Source organism: Gemmatimonas sp. (assembly GCF_021298855.1).
In the GTDB taxonomy this organism is placed as follows: Bacteria; Gemmatimonadota; Gemmatimonadetes; order Gemmatimonadales; family Gemmatimonadaceae; genus Gemmatimonas.
In genome coordinates, this window is the sequence record NZ_JAJTHI010000045.1 from 40,710 (window position 1) to 58,443 (window position 17,734).

General features: G+C 69.5%; 14 protein-coding genes. 5 read left to right on the forward strand and 9 right to left on the reverse strand.

Features of this window, described 5'->3' with window-relative positions; all coding sequences use genetic code 11:
• Position 1 precedes the first annotated feature (1 nt).
• From LW840_RS13580 to LW840_RS13595, 4 genes are read right to left on the reverse strand one after another with little or no spacing between them, the layout of a single operon-like run.
• Entirely contained in the window at positions 2–1,318 is a 1,317-nt protein-coding gene (locus LW840_RS13580; RefSeq protein ID WP_291277165.1) for a DUF445 domain-containing protein, read from the reverse strand.
• 32 nt (positions 1,319–1,350) lie between these two features.
• Positions 1,351–2,670, reverse strand: coding sequence for a hypothetical protein (locus LW840_RS13585; RefSeq protein WP_291261083.1), 1,320 nt, complete (start codon positions 2,668–2,670; stop codon positions 1,351–1,353).
• 8 nt (positions 2,671–2,678) lie between these two features.
• Positions 2,679–3,599, reverse strand: a complete 921-nt coding sequence (locus LW840_RS13590; protein WP_291277166.1) for an A24 family peptidase — start codon at positions 3,597–3,599, stop codon at positions 2,679–2,681.
• 4 nt (positions 3,600–3,603) lie between these two features.
• Positions 3,604–4,389, reverse strand: a complete 786-nt coding sequence (locus LW840_RS13595) for an RNA methyltransferase (protein ID WP_291266437.1) — start codon at positions 4,387–4,389, stop codon at positions 3,604–3,606.
• Between the two features lie 149 nt (positions 4,390–4,538).
• On the opposite strand from LW840_RS13595, the gene LW840_RS13600 reads away from it, so the two are divergent.
• On the forward strand, positions 4,539–5,348 hold the full coding sequence (locus LW840_RS13600; protein ID WP_291277167.1) for a M48 family metallopeptidase: 810 nt from the start codon (positions 4,539–4,541) through the stop codon (positions 5,346–5,348).
• A gap of 2 nt (positions 5,349–5,350) precedes the next feature.
• On the opposite strand, the gene LW840_RS13605 is transcribed toward LW840_RS13600, so the two are convergent.
• The 4 genes from LW840_RS13605 to LW840_RS13620 are packed head-to-tail and all read right to left on the reverse strand — an operon-like array spanning position 5,351 to position 10,729.
• Complete coding sequence (locus tag LW840_RS13605) at positions 5,351–6,196, reverse strand: purine-nucleoside phosphorylase (RefSeq protein WP_291261087.1); 846 nt, start codon at positions 6,194–6,196, stop codon at positions 5,351–5,353.
• On the reverse strand, positions 6,193–7,290 hold the full coding sequence (gene add / locus LW840_RS13610; protein WP_291266439.1) for an adenosine deaminase: 1,098 nt from the start codon (positions 7,288–7,290) through the stop codon (positions 6,193–6,195). The genes LW840_RS13605 and add overlap by 4 nt, the downstream gene beginning before the upstream one ends.
• Positions 7,287–7,526: a hypothetical protein gene (locus tag LW840_RS13615; RefSeq protein WP_291261089.1), complete on the reverse strand. Its 240-nt coding sequence runs from the start codon at positions 7,524–7,526 to the stop codon at positions 7,287–7,289. Before LW840_RS13615 ends, add begins: the two co-directional genes overlap by 4 nt.
• Positions 7,526–10,729 (reverse strand): 5'-nucleotidase C-terminal domain-containing protein, encoded by a 3,204-nt coding sequence (locus tag LW840_RS13620; RefSeq protein WP_291277168.1) that lies wholly within the window; start codon positions 10,727–10,729, stop codon positions 7,526–7,528. The genes LW840_RS13615 and LW840_RS13620 overlap by 1 nt, the downstream gene beginning before the upstream one ends.
• Before the next feature lie 175 nt (positions 10,730–10,904).
• On the opposite strand from LW840_RS13620, the gene udk reads away from it, so the two are divergent.
• From udk to LW840_RS13635, 3 genes are read left to right on the forward strand one after another with little or no spacing between them, the layout of a single operon-like run.
• The gene (gene udk / locus LW840_RS13625; RefSeq protein WP_291266441.1) at positions 10,905–11,621 is read left to right on the forward strand and encodes a uridine kinase; all 717 of its coding nucleotides are present in this window, start codon (positions 10,905–10,907) and stop codon (positions 11,619–11,621) included.
• A 7-nt stretch (positions 11,622–11,628) separates the two neighbouring features.
• Positions 11,629–12,351, forward strand: a complete 723-nt coding sequence (locus tag LW840_RS13630) for a response regulator transcription factor (RefSeq protein WP_291261092.1) — start codon at positions 11,629–11,631, stop codon at positions 12,349–12,351.
• Positions 12,352–13,791, forward strand: coding sequence for an ATP-binding protein (locus LW840_RS13635; protein WP_291277169.1), 1,440 nt, complete (start codon positions 12,352–12,354; stop codon positions 13,789–13,791). It abuts the gene before it with no gap.
• 53 nt (positions 13,792–13,844) lie between these two features.
• On the opposite strand, the gene LW840_RS13640 is transcribed toward LW840_RS13635, so the two are convergent.
• Entirely contained in the window at positions 13,845–14,690 is an 846-nt protein-coding gene (locus LW840_RS13640; protein ID WP_291277170.1) for an NAD-dependent deacylase, read from the reverse strand.
• 267 nt (positions 14,691–14,957) lie between these two features.
• Here LW840_RS13640 and LW840_RS13645 point away from each other — a divergent pair, with 267 nt between their 5' ends.
• Positions 14,958–17,708, forward strand: a complete 2,751-nt coding sequence (locus LW840_RS13645) for a TonB-dependent receptor (protein ID WP_291277171.1) — start codon at positions 14,958–14,960, stop codon at positions 17,706–17,708.
• The last annotated feature ends 26 nt before the right edge of the window (positions 17,709–17,734 follow it).

The following is a 17,734-nucleotide window of genomic DNA, read 5'->3' on the forward strand; positions in this document are numbered from 1 at the left end:
GTCAGCTCAGCGACTGACCGACCACATACAGCAGCAGTCCCACCAGGCCGCCCACCAGCGTGCCGTTGATGCGGATGAACTGCAGATCGCGACCGATCTGCAGTTCGATCTTGCGCGAGGTCGCGTCGGCGTCCCACGCCGCCACCGTCGTGGCGATCAGCGCGGCCACCTCCTCGCGCGCCTGCTCCACCGAGTACGTCACGAGCTCCACCACCCAGCCGTTCACCTTGTCGGCCAGAGCGGGATCGGCGAGTACCTTCTCGCCCAGCCCCGCCAACCACCGTTCCAGCTGATCGGGCTCGGCTTCCGTCTCGGTGGCCAACCGTTCGGCGTACTGCGCCAGACGCGACTTCACGTCGCCCCACACTTCGCGTGAGAATTCGGCCACGCCGGGGTGGTCGAGCAGCTCCAGCTTGATCTGCTCGGCACGGGCAATGGTCGCGGGATTCTCGCGCAGATTCTGCACGAAGCGCTCGACGGCCTCGTCGTAGCGCTTCCGCAGCGGGTGCGCCGGATCGGCGGCCACGGCCACGAGCGTCGCCTCCACACCACTCACGATCTTGTCCCCCAACCGGTTCTCCACGGCGCCCGGCACCCACCACGGGCTCTCCTGCCGGATGCGCGCACGGATCATCTCCTCGTTCTCGTCGAGGAAACGCGCGGCGAGCCGCAGAGCATCGTCGAGCAGCGTCTGATGCCGTCCGTCCGCGGTGAGGAGCTCGAACGTCTTGGCGGCCAGCGGCGCCGCCTGCAGACGCCGCAACCGGGCCACGATGCCGCGGTCCACAAGCGTCTGCACCTCCTCGTCGCGCAGCACTCCCACCGCACCGGACAGACCGTGCGCGGCGGCGCGCGCCAGGCGGCGGCTGTTCTCCGGCCGGGCCACCCACGCCGCCGCCCGCTCCCCCAGCTTCATGGCGCCCAGCTTGCTCGCCACGACCTCGCGCGTGAGGAAGTTGCGTTGCACGAAGTTGCCCAGCGCCGTCCCGATGCGATCCTTGCGCGCGGGCACGATGGCGGTGTGCGGAATGGGAATGCCCAGCGGGTGGCGAAAGAGGGCGGTCACCGCGAACCAGTCGGCAATGCCCCCCACCATGGCCGCTTCAGCGAAGGCGCGCAGATAGCCCAGCCACGGATACTGCGCCTCGTACACGCGGGCCGCGACGAACACCGCAGCCACCACCACCAGCATCGTGGTGGCGGCCCGCTTCATTTGCGCGAGGCGCACGCGACGCACTTCGTCGTCGGGGGTGATGCGCAGCGCCGCCGGCAGGGTGTGGTCGGCCGTGGGGGGGCCCAGCGGAGCAGGATTGGTCATGGGCACGTCATGCCCGTCCCCGGTCGGTGTGGTCAGCGGCCGCCGGCCGGGGGGTCCACCACGATGCGGGACGGATCGATGGGGGCCGAAACGGCGGCAGGAAGGTCCATGTAGACCACTACGGGTGTTCCGTTCACCTGTTCCACGCTCAACGTCACCGTGCGCGCGCCGCGCACCGGTGTGGCGGCCACCTCGTAGCGGCGCGTCGTACTTCCGCCCGTGACTTCCGGCTTGGGCAGCGCATAGCGCCGACGCGCCGCGTCGCCCATGGCATCCAGAAAGTCCGCCGCATCCGCCGGGGAATCCCACACGGAGGCCCAGACGAGGGCGTTGCCCTGCGCCGTCCGAATGACGGCATAGCGGTCTCCGTCCACGCCGGTGGCGGCGCGCCGTGCGAGCTCGTCGTCCTTGATGTGCTGCACCAGCGCCAGCCGCGTTTCGAACTCGCCGAAGGTGTTGCTGTAGATCACCTCTCCCGCACGCGGCGCCGGCAAGGTGACCCGCGCGGGCAGGTCACGCCCGGATGCCCCGCCACCGAAGTACGCGGAGTCGCTGAGGATCTGCTTGGTGGAGACCGGCAGGTCGGTCAGGAGTTCCTTCTCCGGCCGCACGTTGATGAAGCGCCGTACGAAGTCAGCCCCGCCGAGGTAGGGGAAGAGCAACCCCTCACGCACGGCGCGCGGCGCCGACGCGAAGACCGGCATCCCCACCGAGCCCTCGCGGATCATGTCCCGGATGCGATCCCAGCCACCAGGCGCCTTGAGCATGGGCCCGGCATTGGCGTCGATGCGCAACTGCATGAACACCGCCTGGCCTTCCAGCACCGCCTGCGCCGCCACCTGGCGATCCCCGTCGTCCACCTGGGCCTGAATGGAATCGACCTTCACATACTGGTCCTGCAAGGCGTGCACCAGTTCGTGCGAGACCGTCTGCTTGAGCAGCGCGTCGGGCGCCCCTTCCACCACGTAGAGCACCTTGGTGGCCGGGTCGTAATACCCTACGATCTGCTCCTCCAGCAGACGTTGCAGCAGCACGCCCAGCTGCATCGTGTCGGGCACAAGGCCGAGCAGCTTGTACGCGGCCTCCTGTCCGGCCACTTGCGTGCGCCCACGCTCGCTCTCGAGCTGCTTGCGCACGAACGCCGCCACCTCGTCGCGCGAGCGCTGCTCCACCTTGGGCGGCGTCTTGAAGGGCAGCCCCATTTCCCGCTCGATCTTGGGCACGAACTCGGCCACGAGGTCGGCATAGGGGCCCTCACCGTTCTTCGGCGTGTCGCCGCAGGCCGCGACGACGGAGGCAACCAGGACGAACGCCGCCGCACGGATGCGCGGCAGGCGGAGCGAATGGGTCATGGGCAAGGTCAGGCGGAGAACGCGCGCTCGACGTACCAGCGGATCAGCGCATCACCCCAAAGCAAGGTGAGCAACGCACCGGGCGCAAGGAAGACACCAAAAGGGACGTCCGGGAAGGCGAACGCCTCACCGCGCCGACTCGTGCGCAGCTTCACGATGGGTCCCACGATCAGCAGGAACGTGACGGCCCCCACGAACGCCCCCGTGATGATGGTGAGCAGCGAGCGTTCGGCCCCCAGGGCCGCCCCCACCACCGCCATGGGCGTCGTCTGCCCGAACCCCATGGCCTCGCGCTTCATGATCACCTCCGCCAGCCACCCGATGATCGTGATGGCACCGGCTCCGACACAGGCGCCAAGAATGGCCGGCCAGGGCGAGACGAAGTGCGAGGGTTCGCCCACGAAGACGTTGGCGACGGCAAAGAGCAGCATGAGCAGCAGCCCCGAGACGGTGAAGCCGTCGGGGATGAGGTAATGCTTGGCGTCGGTGACGGCGATCCCCAGGAGCAGCGTGGCAAAGGTGGCCACCCGCACGGCTTCGAGCGTGACCCCGAAGTGGTAGACCGCCGCCGTCCACCCCAGTCCCACGATCACTTCGATCAACGGGTACTGGACGGAGATCGGCAACGCGCAGCCGGCGCACTGGCCGCGCAGGAGCAGCCAGCTGAGCACCGGGATGTTTTCGAACCAGCGGATTTGCCGTTCGCAGCGCGGACAGCGCGACCGCGGACGCACCACGCTCAGTTCGAGCGGCCAGCGCGCAATGCAGACGTTGAGAAACGATCCGAAGCAGGCGCCCACCACGAAGGCCGAGAGCAGAACCAGCAACAGCTCCGCGAGGGGGAACGACGCGAGCGCGGGGCCGGTGGACAGACCGCTCAGGGCGGCCGAATCGGCGACGGCGGGGGCAAACGGGGGCGATGCGTGCATGCCGTCAGGACGACCGAGCGCCCGCCTGCGCCACGCCCAGCGCGTACAGCACGATGGCGGCGGCTGCCGCCACGTTGAACGATTCCACCGTGGCAGCCATGGGAATGCGCAGCCGGCGATCGACCGCCGCCGCCACGTGGGGGGACAGCCCGGCCCCCTCGTTGCTCACCACCAGCGCCAGCCGCTCGGGGAGCGCACCGGCCGCGACCTCGGGGAGCGGGTCTCCCTCGAGATCGGCAGCCCAGAGCGCCACCCGATGCTGGGCCAGGAACCCCGCCAGATCATTCCACCCCATGGTGGCCACGGGATGATGAAAGAGCGCCCCCATACTGCTGCGCACGACCTTGGCGTTCCAGAAGTCGACCGTCCCGGGGAGGGCGATGGTGGCAGTGACCCCGAGCGCGGCGGCGGTGCGCACCACGGTGCCCACGTTGCCCGGGTCCTGCAGGGCGTCGAGCACCAGATACCGCGCGCCGGCGCCTGGAGCGAGGGTCGCCGCCGCGGGGATATCGGCCACCGCGAGCACTCCCTGCGGCGCGTCGGTGTCGCTCGCACTGGCCAGTTCGTCCTCCGTCACGACGTGCACCGGCACCCCGCGCGTTTCCGCTTGCTGCTGCAGCGCCAATCCGCGTGCCTGTCGTGGCAGCGCGTCGGTGACCAGCATGCCGGTTACGGTGACCGGGGAGGCGAGCAGCGCCTCCACCGTCCGCACGCCTTCGGCCACGAACCGGTGCTGCCGTTCGCGGCCCTTCCGACGCTGCAGGTCACGCGCAAGTGTGAGTAGCTTCACCAAAATGGGGGCAACTCGCGGAGTTCGCGGGTAGTACGTAACAGAGGCTCGGCAGCGGCCATCGGGCCGCGCGGAACAGCGGCAAGTGCCACGGCGGAGGGAATATGGCGGGAAACGGGGCGTGGGGTAGCGGTGCCGACACCGGCAGGGTGACCACGCGTGTGCGCCGCGCAGCGGCCGTGGGCGCCCTGTTGGCCGTGGGGGCCTGTGTTCCCGGCACGGCCCAGGAGGTGGCCATGGGCAGCCAGTATGCGCAGCAGATCGAGCAGCAGCTGCCCATGGTGCGCGACCCGGAGATCGTGCGCTACATCAACGTGCTGGGTGATTCCATCGCGCGGGTCGTGGACGATCGCAGTCTCACCTGGCGCTTCAACGTCGTCGACCAGCCCGAGATCAACGCCTTCGCCGTGCCGGGGGGGCACATCTACGTGAACCGCGGGCTCATCGAGCGCACCACCAACATGTCGGAGCTTGCCGGCGTGCTGGGGCACGAGATCGCCCACGTGACGCAGCGGCACAGCATGAAGCAGATGGCCGCCGCGCAGCGCGCCAACTACGGCCTCAGCATCGGCTGCATTCTGGCCCCCTCCTTCTGCCAGGGCCTTGCCGGGACGGGGGTCTCGGTGCTGGCGCAGGCCGGCTTTGCCAAGTTCAGCCGGGACGATGAAACCGAGTCCGATCGTTTTGGCGTGAAGTACGTCACGCGGGCCGGCATCGATCCGCGCGGCATGCCCAGCATGTTCCGCATTCTGCTGCGGGAACGCGAACGCAATCCGGGATCGGTGGAAGCGTGGTTCGCGTCGCACCCCATCGAAGAAAGCCGCATTCGCACCACCGAAGAGGAAATCGACCGCATTGACCCGGTGGTGCTGCGCTCGCTCACGCGCGACTCGCGCAGCTTCCAGTCCTTCAAGGAACGGTTGGCGGCGCTCCCCCGCTCACCGGCTCCGCGGCGATAACGTCAGGGGAGTCGCCGCACGAACTCGGTAATCAGGGCCTCGAACTGGCCGCCGGCGGCCTTCCCCGCCTCCATCACCTCGGCATGACTGAGCCGGTCAGCCGACAGTCCGGCCGCCTTGTTGGTGATGCACGAGACGGCCACGACGCGCAGGCCGATGGCGCGCGCCATGATGACCTCGGGCACCGTGGACATGCCCACGGCATCTGCGCCAAGGCGCTCGAGCATGCGCACCTCGGCCGGTGTTTCGTACGTCGGTCCCAGCAGTCCGCAGTACACCCCGTCCTGCAGCGGCACACCGACCGCCGATGCCGCCTCGCGCATGAGTGCACGCAGCGCCGGATCGTACGGATCGGACATGTCGGGGAATCGTTCGTCACCCGGCTCGACGGGCCCCGTGAGGGGATTGCGGAACATCAGGTTGATGTGATCGGCAATGAGCATCAGATCGCCCGGCGCGAAGGAACGGCGCACCCCACCGGCGGCGTTGGAGGCGATGTACACGGGGGCGCCCAGCGCGTGCAGCACGCGCACCGGGAACGCAGCGAGAGACGCCTGGTGCCCCTCGTACATGTGGAATCGACCCGCCAGCATGACCACCGGCCGGCCGGCGAGACGTCCCAGCAGCACCTGCCCCGCATGACCGGCCACCGTGGCCACCGGAAAGCCGGGGATATGGGAGAACGGGATGGCCCGCGCCTGCTCGAGGCGGTGCGCCAACCCCCCGAGCCCTGACCCCAGCACGATGCCGGCCACGGGGGCCTCCCAGTCGCCCCCGCCCTGCTCGCGAATGAACGCCGCCGCGGCCTGCGCGTGCGGGCCCCCCGCCGACTGCCTGGCGGTCGTCATGCGGCACCATCCACCTGATGGCCGGCCGGTAGAAAGAGCGCTGGCCAGGGCGATGTCATGCGGGCGAGGTCGCGTTCGGCGCTCGCGCGCAGCGCCTGTCGCTCCGCGTACGGCAGAAACCCGGCATCGAAGGCCTGGAGGGCCACCTGCGCCAGCGTCTCGTGGCTCCAGCCGAGGTGCACGGCGCAGCTCACGAATTCATCGGTGAGCGACACCCCGCTCATCATGGTGTTGTCCGTGTTCACCGTGACCAGCGCGCCCAGCTGGCGATAGCGTTCGATGGGGTGCTCGGCAAAAACGTGCACGACCCGCGTCTGCACGTTGCTGGTGGGGCACACCTCGAGCGCGATGCGTCGGTCCACCACATAGGCCTCGAGCGCCGGGTCTTCGCGCAGCCGCGTCCCGTGTCCGATGCGATTGGCCCCACACTGGTGCACCGCCTCGTGGATGGATGCGGCGCCGTCGCCCTCGCCGGCATGGACCGTGACGGCCAGGTTGTTGTGCCGTGCGTACTCGAAGGCGGGGGCATGCGCCCGCGCCGGGTTGCCACGTTCACCACCCGCCAGATCGAAGGCCACGACCCCACGTCGCTGGTAGGCCACGGCGAGTTCGGCCATTGCCATGCTGTGCGGCCACGGCAGGCTGCGTAGCGCGCACACGATGAGCCGCGCCACGACGCCCCCCGGTGCCTCCCCCGCCTGCAGTCCAGCCAGCACCGCCTCCATGACCGCATCGGCCGAGAGGCCTTCGCGCGTGTGCAGCGCGGGACAGAACCGCACCTCCACGTAACGGATGCCGTCGGCGGCCGCATCGGCCACGAGTTCCCGTGCAATGCGCCGGAGTTCATCCGCCGTCTGCATGACCGCCAGGGTGATCTCGAACCGGGCGAGGTACTCCGCCAGGTCGTGCGCATCGTCGACGCGCATCCAGCGGGCCAGCGCTGCGTCATGCTGATGCGGCAGCGCGAGCCCGCGGGCGGCCGAGAGTTCGCGCAGCGTGGCCGCACGCAGGGAGCCGTCGAGGTGGCAGTGCAGCTCGGCCTTGGGCATCGCGCGGACGTGGGCGACGAAATCGGGATTGAGCGTCGGGGTCATGGCGTACCGTCGCTCAGCCGCTCGCGCGCCGTCACGACCCGGAAGATCGCGCCGCCCACCACTGGCGTGTCGGCGGCGATGGGCAGTCCCCGACTGTCGGTGAGGCGCAGCCGTCCGCTTGCCAGGCCGTCCGCATCGTCGGGGAAAAGGGCGCGCACCGCATCGAGTGCCACCGTTCCGGCGGGCACGGACACGCCACGCTCGTTCACGAACACACGGACATCCGTGTTGGACATCAATTGCTCCCTGCCGTGATGGGACGCACCCGCTCGGTGGGGTCGCCACGCACCGGTTGCGGCTGTTGCGAGAGGAAGGCGCGTACGGCGTCGATATCGCGCACCGTGAGAAACTCGGTGGCGATGGCTCCGGCCAGCTGCCCGCTGAAGTCGTTCTCCACCATGAAATCGTTCATGGCCACCGTGTAGATCCGATCGGGCTCGATGGGGCGCCCTGCCGCGTCGAGCGCGCGCACGACCCGCGCCCCGCGTGGACGGGCCGGGTCGTATTCGACGGACACTCCGCTCACGTGTGCGTCCGGCCGACCGCGATCCACCGTGGCTTCGAGCAGCTGCAGCAGCGTACGCCCGCGCAGGCGGACGCGTGCCACGAGATTGCCGAACGGCGTCACGTAGTGGATCCCGCCGTAGTTCAGTGGGCCGGCGGCAAGGTCGGCCCGCACGCCGCCATTGTTCCACATCCCCACGTCGCTTCCGGCAGCAGCGCGGACAGCGTCGGCCAGCATGTTCCCCACCGGGTTCTGCGCACCGGCCCGCCGCATGGGCTCGGCCAACGTGGCCACCGGCTGCTGCAATTGCGGACGTACGCGCTCCATGGCCATGCGCACGATCGAATCGACCTCCGGCACAGCCTCGGCCACCTCATCACCGCGCACCGGGCGTACCTCGGTGCGTGCCGGTCCGCCACCCACCGGCACGTCCACCACCACGATGCCACGGCCACTCGATGTGGGTTCGACGGCAGGCATGCCGTTGAAGTCGAGCGAGAGGTTCACATGGGCGTGTCCCATGACGTACACGTCGGGGCGATCCGCCCCCATCTCGCCCAGGCGCCGGCCAATATCGATGCCGGCACCGCTGCAGTCGGTGGGGCGATCGCGCTCACAGCGGCCGCCGTCGTGAATGACCGCCACCACGACCTGTGCGCCCGCCGCGCGCAACGCGCGGGTGCGCTCGACGAACACCGGGACCGGGTCGAGGAAGGTGAGCGGCCCCACCTTGCGGCGGCTGGCGGTGTTGGGGGTGTGCGTTCCGGCGGCGCCCACGATGCCGATTCGCACCGTGCCACGCGTGACGATCGTGTCGGCACGCAGCCAGGCGGGCCGCTCGCCGTCGGGGCCACGCACGTTCGCGCCCAAGATGGCGTGGCGCAGCTCGCGCATGCGCGCGCGCAGCGTGTCCTGACCGAAGTCGAATTCATGATTGCCCAGCGCACCGGCGGCCACGTCGAGGCGGTTCACCACGTCCACGGTGGGCCGTCCGCCGTGCCAGTCGGAGGCCGGCGAGCCGGTGAACAGGTCGCCGGCATCGATCACCACATGCTGGCAGGCGGGGGGCTGGCATTCCCGTTGGGCGCGCCGAATGGCCGCCGACAGCGCCACGGCGCCCCCCACGGGGGCGTTGCCCTGATCGAACTGCGGACGCAACGCCGCGTGAAAATCGCTCATGGCGATCACCCGCACGGTCGGCGATCCGGAAGGGGCGCTGGCCGCGCGCCCCGGCTGCTGCTCGGCGTAGGCCTGCTCGCGGGCCGACGCCGGTTCCAACGTCCAGTTTCGCTGCGCGTAGGCGGCGGGATCGAGCGTGCCGGCCCGGCGCACTTCATCGATGACCAGCTGCCGGATGTCGAGGTCCCGGTCGTAGACCAGCGGCGCGCCGGCCAACATGGAGAACCCGCCGCCGCCCCCCTGCCGGTAATTGTTGAGGGCCATCGTGAAGCTGTCGGTGGGGAGCACCTCGCGCCCGCGTACCTGCAGACGGGTGATGCGCTGGCCGACCGGGCGCCGCAGGTCGATCGTGTAGTCCGCGCCACTCACGACATCGAAGTTGTAGCCCGGTACCGACGGATCGAGGATGCCCCCGGCGGCCCGGCCATCGGCCCCCACGGTGCGATAGTATCGCGCCGCATGTTCGAGGAAGTCCCGGAGCTGCGCGCCGGTGATGCGCACGGCGCGGAGCGTATTGTCGTAGGGATACAGCCGCGACAGCTCGGCCTGGGTGATGGCGCCCGTATCGAGCGCCGCCTCCAGGGAAAAGGCGGCCGTGGCCGACAGCTCGGCGCCGGTGGTGCGTCGCATGACCTCGTTGACGAGGTCCGTGATGGGGGCGTCGGTGACGCGCGCGCTGTCGGCGCGCCACGCCACGCTCGTACGCCCCACCGGCTCATTGACCCACGCAACGGTGGCCTCGTGTGTGCTGCGCGCCGCCGCCAGCACGTCGGGGTGCTCGCGATGCCCCGCCACCCGCACGGCGCGCCCGGTACGCGCCACCACGCTCCAGCGGCCCTGGCGCCGCTCGAGGGTGAGCGTGCCCAGCCCCACCGACCCCGCCCAGTTGCGGGGCTGCATGACGAGCGCCCCGTTGATGGTGGAATCCACCAGCTCGCGGTGCGAGTGCCCGTAGACCACGACGTCGATGCCGTCGATTTCCCGTGGAATGCGTGCCGCCACGTTTTCGGACGGGAGCCCCGTGGCGACCGTGTCGTAGCTCGCCGGTTCGTTCAACCCGGAGTGCAGCAGCACCAGCACGACATCGGCCTTCGCGCGGCGCGCCTCCTGCACACGCTGACGCACCGCCGGCACGATATCGGTGACCGTCAGCCCCGCGGCCTTGAGATGTTCGCGATCCCACACCATGGAGCCGGGGGTCGTCCCCCCGATGATGGCCACCCGCACGCCGCGTCGCGTGACCATGGTATACGGGGCCACCCAGGGTTTCCCCTGCGCGTCCAGCACGTTGGCCGCCACGAACGGAAAGCCCGCCTGCGCGATCGCCTTCTGCAGCAGCGGCACGCCGTAGTTGAACTCGTGGTTCCCCAGCACGGCGGCATCGTAGCGCATGACGTTCATGGCGGCGATGACGGGGTGCACCGGCGTGGGCCGAACGCGCGCCGCCACGTAGAGCAGCGGGTTGCCCTGCAGGATGTCGCCCCCTTCCACGAGCACGACGCCGTCGGGATTGGCCCGCCGGGCGGAGTCGACAATGGTGGCGGCCGCCGCCAGGGAGTGCGCCGGGTCGGCGCGCCCCGCGTAGTAGTCCCACCCACGCAACCGCCCGTGCACGTCGGTAGTGGCGGCAATCGTGAGCTCGACGCGGCGCGGGGCCCGTTGCGCCGCCAGCGGCTCGATCATCAACGCGGCCAGCGAGGCCAGCCCCCCGGCGGGCAGCAGTACGGCACACAGCCAAGACAATGGACGTCCCATCAGGGAATGCTAGTCGGTCCCCCGGGTCGTTTGGAGTGGCGTACGCGGCGGTCCGAATCCGTCCTTGCCGGGTCCCCCCTGCCGCCGCGAACTTCCCGTGGCACGGTCCGATCGGCCCCGGTTGCCGATACCTACTCGTTACACCGCCGTAACCGTCCGGAAACGACGGCGGTCCATGCTTGAGACATCCCTCGTGGACGACCCGGTCACTCCGCTCATGAAACCGCTCATCATCGGCATCGCGGGCGGCACCGGCTCGGGGAAATCGACGGTGGCTCGCAAGGTGGCAGAAGCCCTCCCCAACGCCTCCGTCGCCTTCCTGGAGATGGACGCGTATTACCGGGATTTCCGGCACCTGACCCTGCAGCAGCTGCATCACGTCAACTGGGATCATCCCGATGCCTTCGACGTGGAGTTGCTCTCGACTCACCTCGAGGCGCTCGCCCGCGGCGAAGCGGTGGACATGCCGGTGTACGAGTTTGCCACGCACTCCCGCAGCAGTCGCACCCGGCGCATCGAGCCGGCGGACGTCGTCGTGATCGACGGCATCCTGCTCCTGTCGGACCCCAACGTCCGGGCGCAGTGCGATGTGAAGGTGTTCGTCGATGCCGATCCGGATATCCGCCTCATTCGCCGCATCCGACGCGATACGGCCGTGCGCGGCCGCACGCTCGAATCGGTGCTCGACCAGTATCTCACGACCGTGCAGCCGATGCATCTGCAGTTCGTCGAACCCAGCAAGCGGTACGCCGACGTCATCGTCCCACGGGGAGGGAGCAACACGGTCGCGATCGAGATGATCGTGGCCAAGATCCAGCGTCGGCTGCACACCCGCGCCCAGTCGCGGGTGCCGCGCGCCGACGCCGAACCGGCCGACGCCGGCACCTACTGACCCGTGCATGAACCCTGCTCCGAGCACCGCTGATCGCATTCTCGTCGTGGACGACGAAACCGAGATCGTCGCCCTGGTGGCTTACCACCTGGCGAAAACCGGTTATCGCGTCTCCACGGCGTCGTCGGGGCAGGACGCACTCGAGTTGGCGCGTCGTGAGCGCCCGTCGCTCATCGTGCTCGACCTCATGCTGCCGGGCATGTCGGGGTTCGACGTGCTCGAGCAACTGCGCCTCGACGAGAGTACGCGCGACATCGCCGTCATCATGCTCACGGCCCGCCGGGAAGAACCTGATCGCATCCGCGGCCTGTCGCTGGGTGCCGATGACTATCTCACCAAACCGTTCTCGCCGGCCGAACTGGTGCTGCGGGTGGCGGCCATTCTGCGCCGGACCGGGTCCGTGCAGCCGTCCGGCAACACCGATGCCCTGGTCATTGGGCCGCTGCACATCGACCGGGCGGCCATGACGGTGAACGTGAGCGGCGAGGCCGTGGAGCTTACCCCCACCGAGTTCAAGCTGCTCCTCACCCTGGCCGAGCGCCGCGGGCGCGTCCAGGGACGCGGGCACCTGCTGGAAACCGTGTGGGAAGCCGCCCCGGACATTCAGACCCGCACGGTCGACATGCACGTGCAGCGACTGCGCACCAAGCTGGGCACCGCCGGCGACCTCATCGAGACCGTGCGCGGATTCGGCTACCGCCTGCGCGCCGCGGCGCCGCGCGCCTACTGAGTGCGGCTCACCCAGCGACTGCTGCTGCAGAGCGCCGTGGTCGCCACGCTACTGGTGGCGATCATTCTGGGGGCTGTGGAGTGGCGGGTACGGCACCGGCTGGAGCTGCAGGATACCGTCGCCGTGGGGATGGCCCAACCGGCCGACCGCGCCAGCCTGGAGGCGGCCGCCGATGAGGCGCTGTTGCGGGCCATCCGCAACGACGTGCTCATTGCCAGTGGCATCGCGCTCATCGTGGCCCTGCTGTTGGCGCGCGGACTCGCCGGGCAGGTGACGCGCCCCATGCAGGAGTTGCGCGACATGGCGCAGGATCTGGCCGGCGGCGATCTCACCGCCCGACCGTCGCGGTCCATCAGTGGCGGCGAGGTGGGGGACCTGGCCGATTCGCTGCGCCGCGTGGCCGAGCAGATGGAAACGCGCCTCTGGGAGATGCAGTCGGAGGAAGCGCTCCTGGTGGCGCTTACGGAGTCGCTCAACGAAGGCGTCGTGGCCGTGGACGCGCGCAAGCGGGTGGTGCGCATCAATGAGCGCGGACGTCAGCTGCTCAACTTGCGTCAGCCGCTCCCCTTCCCCGCCAACGAGCTGCCACAGGAACCGCAGCTGCAGGAAGCGTTGCAGCTGGTGTTGTCGGGGGCCCCGCCCATCGTGCGCGAAATCCAGCTCGCCGGTCGCACGCTGGCGCTCACGGTACGCGCTCTGAGTGGCGGGGGCGCCGTGTTTGCCATGTACGACCTCACCCCGGTTCGCCGGCTCGAGACGGTGCGCAGCGACTTCGTGGCCAATGTGTCCCACGAGCTGCGCACGCCGCTCACGATCATTGGCGGATTCGTGGAGACGCTGCAGGACGACGATGTCCCGCCCGACCTGCGGCGGCAGTTCCTGGGCATGGCGGAGGCCAACGTGCAGCGCATGCAGCGCATCGTCGATGACCTGCTCGACCTCTCCCGCATCGAGTCGGGAGGATGGCGTCCGGCGCCAATGGAGCTGCGCGTCGAGGAGCTCGCCGCGGATGCCCTCGCCCCGTTGCAGTCCCGCGCCGATGACAAGGGAGTATCACTGGGCATCGACGTGGCCCCCAACGCCCGGTTCATCCGGTGCGATCCCACCGCGGCGGGACAGATACTGGTGAATCTCGCCGAGAACGCCCTGCGCCACACGGCCGCGGGGCGGGTGGTCGTGTTTGCTGAACGCGAGGGGGACGGGGTATGGATGGGGGTGCACGATACCGGCATGGGGATCGGTCCCGAACATCTGCCGCGCATCTTCGAGCGGTTCTACCGCGCCGATCCCGGTCGGTCCCGCGAGGCCGGCGGCACGGGCCTCGGCCTCTCCATCGTGCGCCACCTGGCAGAGGCGCACCACGGACGCGTCCGGGCTGAAAGCACGGTGGGGGTGGGCACGACCATTGCCGTCTGGCTCCCCACCCCACTGCCCGCCTGACCGGACCGCTGGCGACCTCGCGCCCCGCCGCGACGCCGCCAGCGCGGCCGCGTTCAGGCCGATTCCGCCTGCCGTCTGGCGCGGCGACCGGCAAACGCTTCAGCGATGAGCCGCGGCAGCATGACCCCGGCCGGCCCTTCGATGGGCAGGATGCTGGGGCCCGAGCGCTGCCCCTCCATGGTGGGATTCACCACAATGACCGTGGCCCCGTGCGTCGCCGAGATCCACGGCAGCGAGGCTGCCGGTTCGACGATGTTGGAGGTGCCCACCGAGATGAACACGTCACACGCCACGGCGGCGTTGCGGGCGGCCTCGAAGGGGGGCATGGGGAGCGTTTCCCCGAACCACACCACATCGGGGCGCAGGAGCGCCCCGCACTGCGGACAGGTCGGCACGTCGGCGCGCTGCTCGTCGCTGACCGCCACCGAGCCGGCGCACCCCGCGCTGCACCGCGCGTGCATGAGGGAGCCGTGCAACCGAACCACGTCGCGACTACCGGCCCGCTCGTGGAGGTCGTCAACGTTCTGGGTGACCAGCGTACAGTGGGCGACTCGTGACGCGAGCGTGACGAGCGCCACATGCGCCGGGTTGGGCTGTGCCGCCCGAACCATGGCGCGCCGCGCCGCATACCATTGCCAGACCCGTGTGGGGTGGGCCGCGAAGGCGTCAGGCGTGGCCAGCTCCTGCGGGCTGAACTGCGCCCAGGTGCCGGTCTGCGCTTCGCGAAACGTGGGGATACCGCTTTCGGCCGACACGCCGGCGCCCGTGAGCACGCACACGTGCTCGGCCGCGCGAAGCGCCTTGGCGGCGACCGTGAGCGCCTCGGCGCGTGTCTGGGGATCGGTTGGCGGCGGGGAGGCGACCCGGCGCCGCTGAAGATTGGGATCAGTCGGGACCATACTCGGGCGACAATACTGCGCGGACCTGTCTCGCACCAGATCGCCCGCCCGCGGATACCGCCCCATCGCGCTGACCGGGTCCGGACCTGGCTGTCACGACCGGCCGTGACCAATTCGTTGCACGACTGTCGAATGATCGAAACCTGAGTCACGGAGCTTGCTCAGTGTCCGGAGCGCACCACGCGCCTCGCGACCTGTCTTCCTCAAAGCTCCGAATATCCCATGCGGATTTCCGTACACGCGCTATACCGTGCCGCGCGTCGCGCGATGCTGGCGACCACGGTGGCCGTCGTTCCCGCTGCAGGGTCCGTTCTTCTTCTTCTTCCTGCCTCTGCCCCCGCGCAGGAGGCGGCGACCGGCAAGATCACCGGGCGCATCGTGGATGCCGTCACCGGCCAGCCGATTCCTGCGGCGCAGATTCAGGTGGTGGGCACCGCCTTCGGCACGCAGACGGCGGTCGATGGCCGGTACACCCTGCTGCGCGTGCCCGCTGGCACCCTCACGCTGCAGGTGCGCCGCATCGGCTACGGCCCCAAGACCGTCACCGGACTGCTGCTGCCGGCGAACGGCGCGCTGGAGCAGGACATCTCGCTGCGCAGTGCCGACGTGCAGCTCGCGGCGGTCAGTGTCACGGCCACCAAGGAAAAGGGGTCGGTGAACGACGCCCTCAACGCGCAGAAGAACGCCACGAACGTGGTGAACGCCATCACCGCCGAACAGATCGCGCGCAGCCCCGACGGCGACGCGGCCGCGGCCGCGCAGCGCGTGAGCGGCGTGACGGTGCAGGACGGCAAGTACCTGCAGGTGCGCGGCCTCTCCGAGCGCTATACCACGGCGTCGCTGAACGGGGCGCGCATTCCGAGTCCGGAGCCCGAGCGCAAGGTCGTGCCGCTCGACCTGTTCCCGGCGAGCCTGCTGCAGGACGTCACCACGGCCAAGACCTTCACCCCCGACATGCCGGGTGACTTCGCGGGCGCCAACGTGAACATCCGCACCCGTGAGTTCCCCGCGCGCCGGCAGGTGAACTATTCCACGAGCTTCGGCTTCGGTGATCGCGTGCTGGGGCAGACCCTGCCCTTTGCCCCGCGCGCCGGCGGCGAGCTGTTCGGGAATGCGTCGGCGAACCGCCGCATGCCGGCGGCCATCGCCAGCGCGAACTTCCTGGGGAATGTGTCGCAGTCCCAGTACAACCAGATGGCGCGTCAGCAGCGCAACGTGTGGAGCCCGTCGCTCCGCAATGGCGGGGTGAACGGCTCGTTCGGCATGTCCACCGGCGGCAACAACATCCTGGGCAAGCGTGTCGGGTATGTCCTGAGCGGCAACTACGGCTACAGTGAGGAAGTGCGCGCCGACGAGCGCTATGCCATTGGCAACCAGGGCGCGAACAACACGGTCGTGCCCCTCACCGAAGTGCGCGGGCAGACGGGGCGCGCCAGCGCGTCGTGGGGCGGCATCGCCAACCTGTCGACGCTCGTGGGGCGCAACTCGCGCCTCGCCCTCAACACGACGGTCACCCGCAGCGCCGACAACGAGGCGCGGACCGACCGCGGCTTCGACGAAAACCTGAACGACAGCATTCAGCGCACCACCCTGCGCTACGTCGAACGCGGGGTGGCCACCGTAACCGGATCGGGCGAGCACCAGCTGAGTGATCGCAACCGCACCGCCTGGGCCGTGACGTTCGGCCAGACGGATCGGCGCGAGCCCGACCGCTCCGATGTGGTGTATGCGCGCACCCCCGAGGGGCCGTATCAGATTCTGGCGTCGCTCGATGGCGCCCGTCGCCTCTATTTCGACCTGCAGGAGAACAACGTCACCGGCCAGGTCGATCATACGATCAATCTGGGCGAAGTGGCGAAGCAGAACACGCTCAAGGTGGGCGCCTACCTGCGCACCACCGATCGCACCGCCGACGCCCCCATCTTCGCCTTCATCAGCCGCGCCGGCGAAAGCGTGGTGCGTCAGACGCCCGATGTGATCTTCGGCGAGGCCCAGGCGTGTGACAACTGCGCCCTCATCAACGTGCAGCCCATCGGACAGGCCGGCTCCTACCTGGCGAGCGATCGCACGGCGGCCGGCTATCTCATGTCCGATATCGGCCTCGGGTCGCGGGTGCGCATGATCGCGGGCGCGCGGCTCGAGCAGGCGCGCATCACCGTGGATGCCTCCACCCAGGGCGGGTTCACCACCAGCGCGGTGCTCGACAACACCGACGTGCTCCCCTCGCTGCTGCTCAACACGCAGCTCTCGTCCACGCAGAATCTGCGCTTCGGCATCACGCGCACGCTGGCGCGCCCGGAGTACCGCGAGCTCGCGCCGGTGACCTTCCGCGACGTGCTGGGCGGCGTGAGCGTCACCGGCAACGCCGCGCTGGTGCGGTCACTCATCGACAACGTGGACCTGCGCTGGGAGATGTTCCCCAATCCCGGCGAAGTCCTCAGTGTGGGCGTGTTCGCCAAGCGCTTCGATCGTCCGATCGAACGTCTCGAGCAGGCCACCTCGGGCGCGTACCAGGCGCGTTTCCAGAATGCGCTCAGCGCCACCAACGTGGGTGTGGAGCTCGAGGCCCGCAAGCAGCTGGGAGTCCTTGGCTCGTGGGGCGAGGCCTTCACCGCCTTTGGCAACGTGACGCTCATGCAGTCGAACGTGGAACTCGACCCCACTGGCGGCCTCACGGTAACCGACCAGAGCCGCCGCCTCGTGGGTCAGGCGCCGTACGTGATCAATACGGGGCTCACGTACTCGAACATGAGTGGCAACACGAACGCCACGATTCTGTACAACGTGGTGGGCGAACGCATCACGGCGGCGGGCGTGGTGCCCCTCCCCAACATCGTGGAAAAGCCGCGCCACCTGCTCGACCTGTCGCTGCGGTTCCCCGTGCGCGGCAACCTCTCGGCCCGCATGGATGCCCGCAACCTCCTGGACGCCCGCTACCGCTTCATGCAGGGCAATCTGGAGCGGGAGGGATGGAATGCCGGCCGCGTCATCTCGATGGGGCTGAGCTGGCGGCAGTAGTTCCGCGACCTCCCCGGCGCGGTATC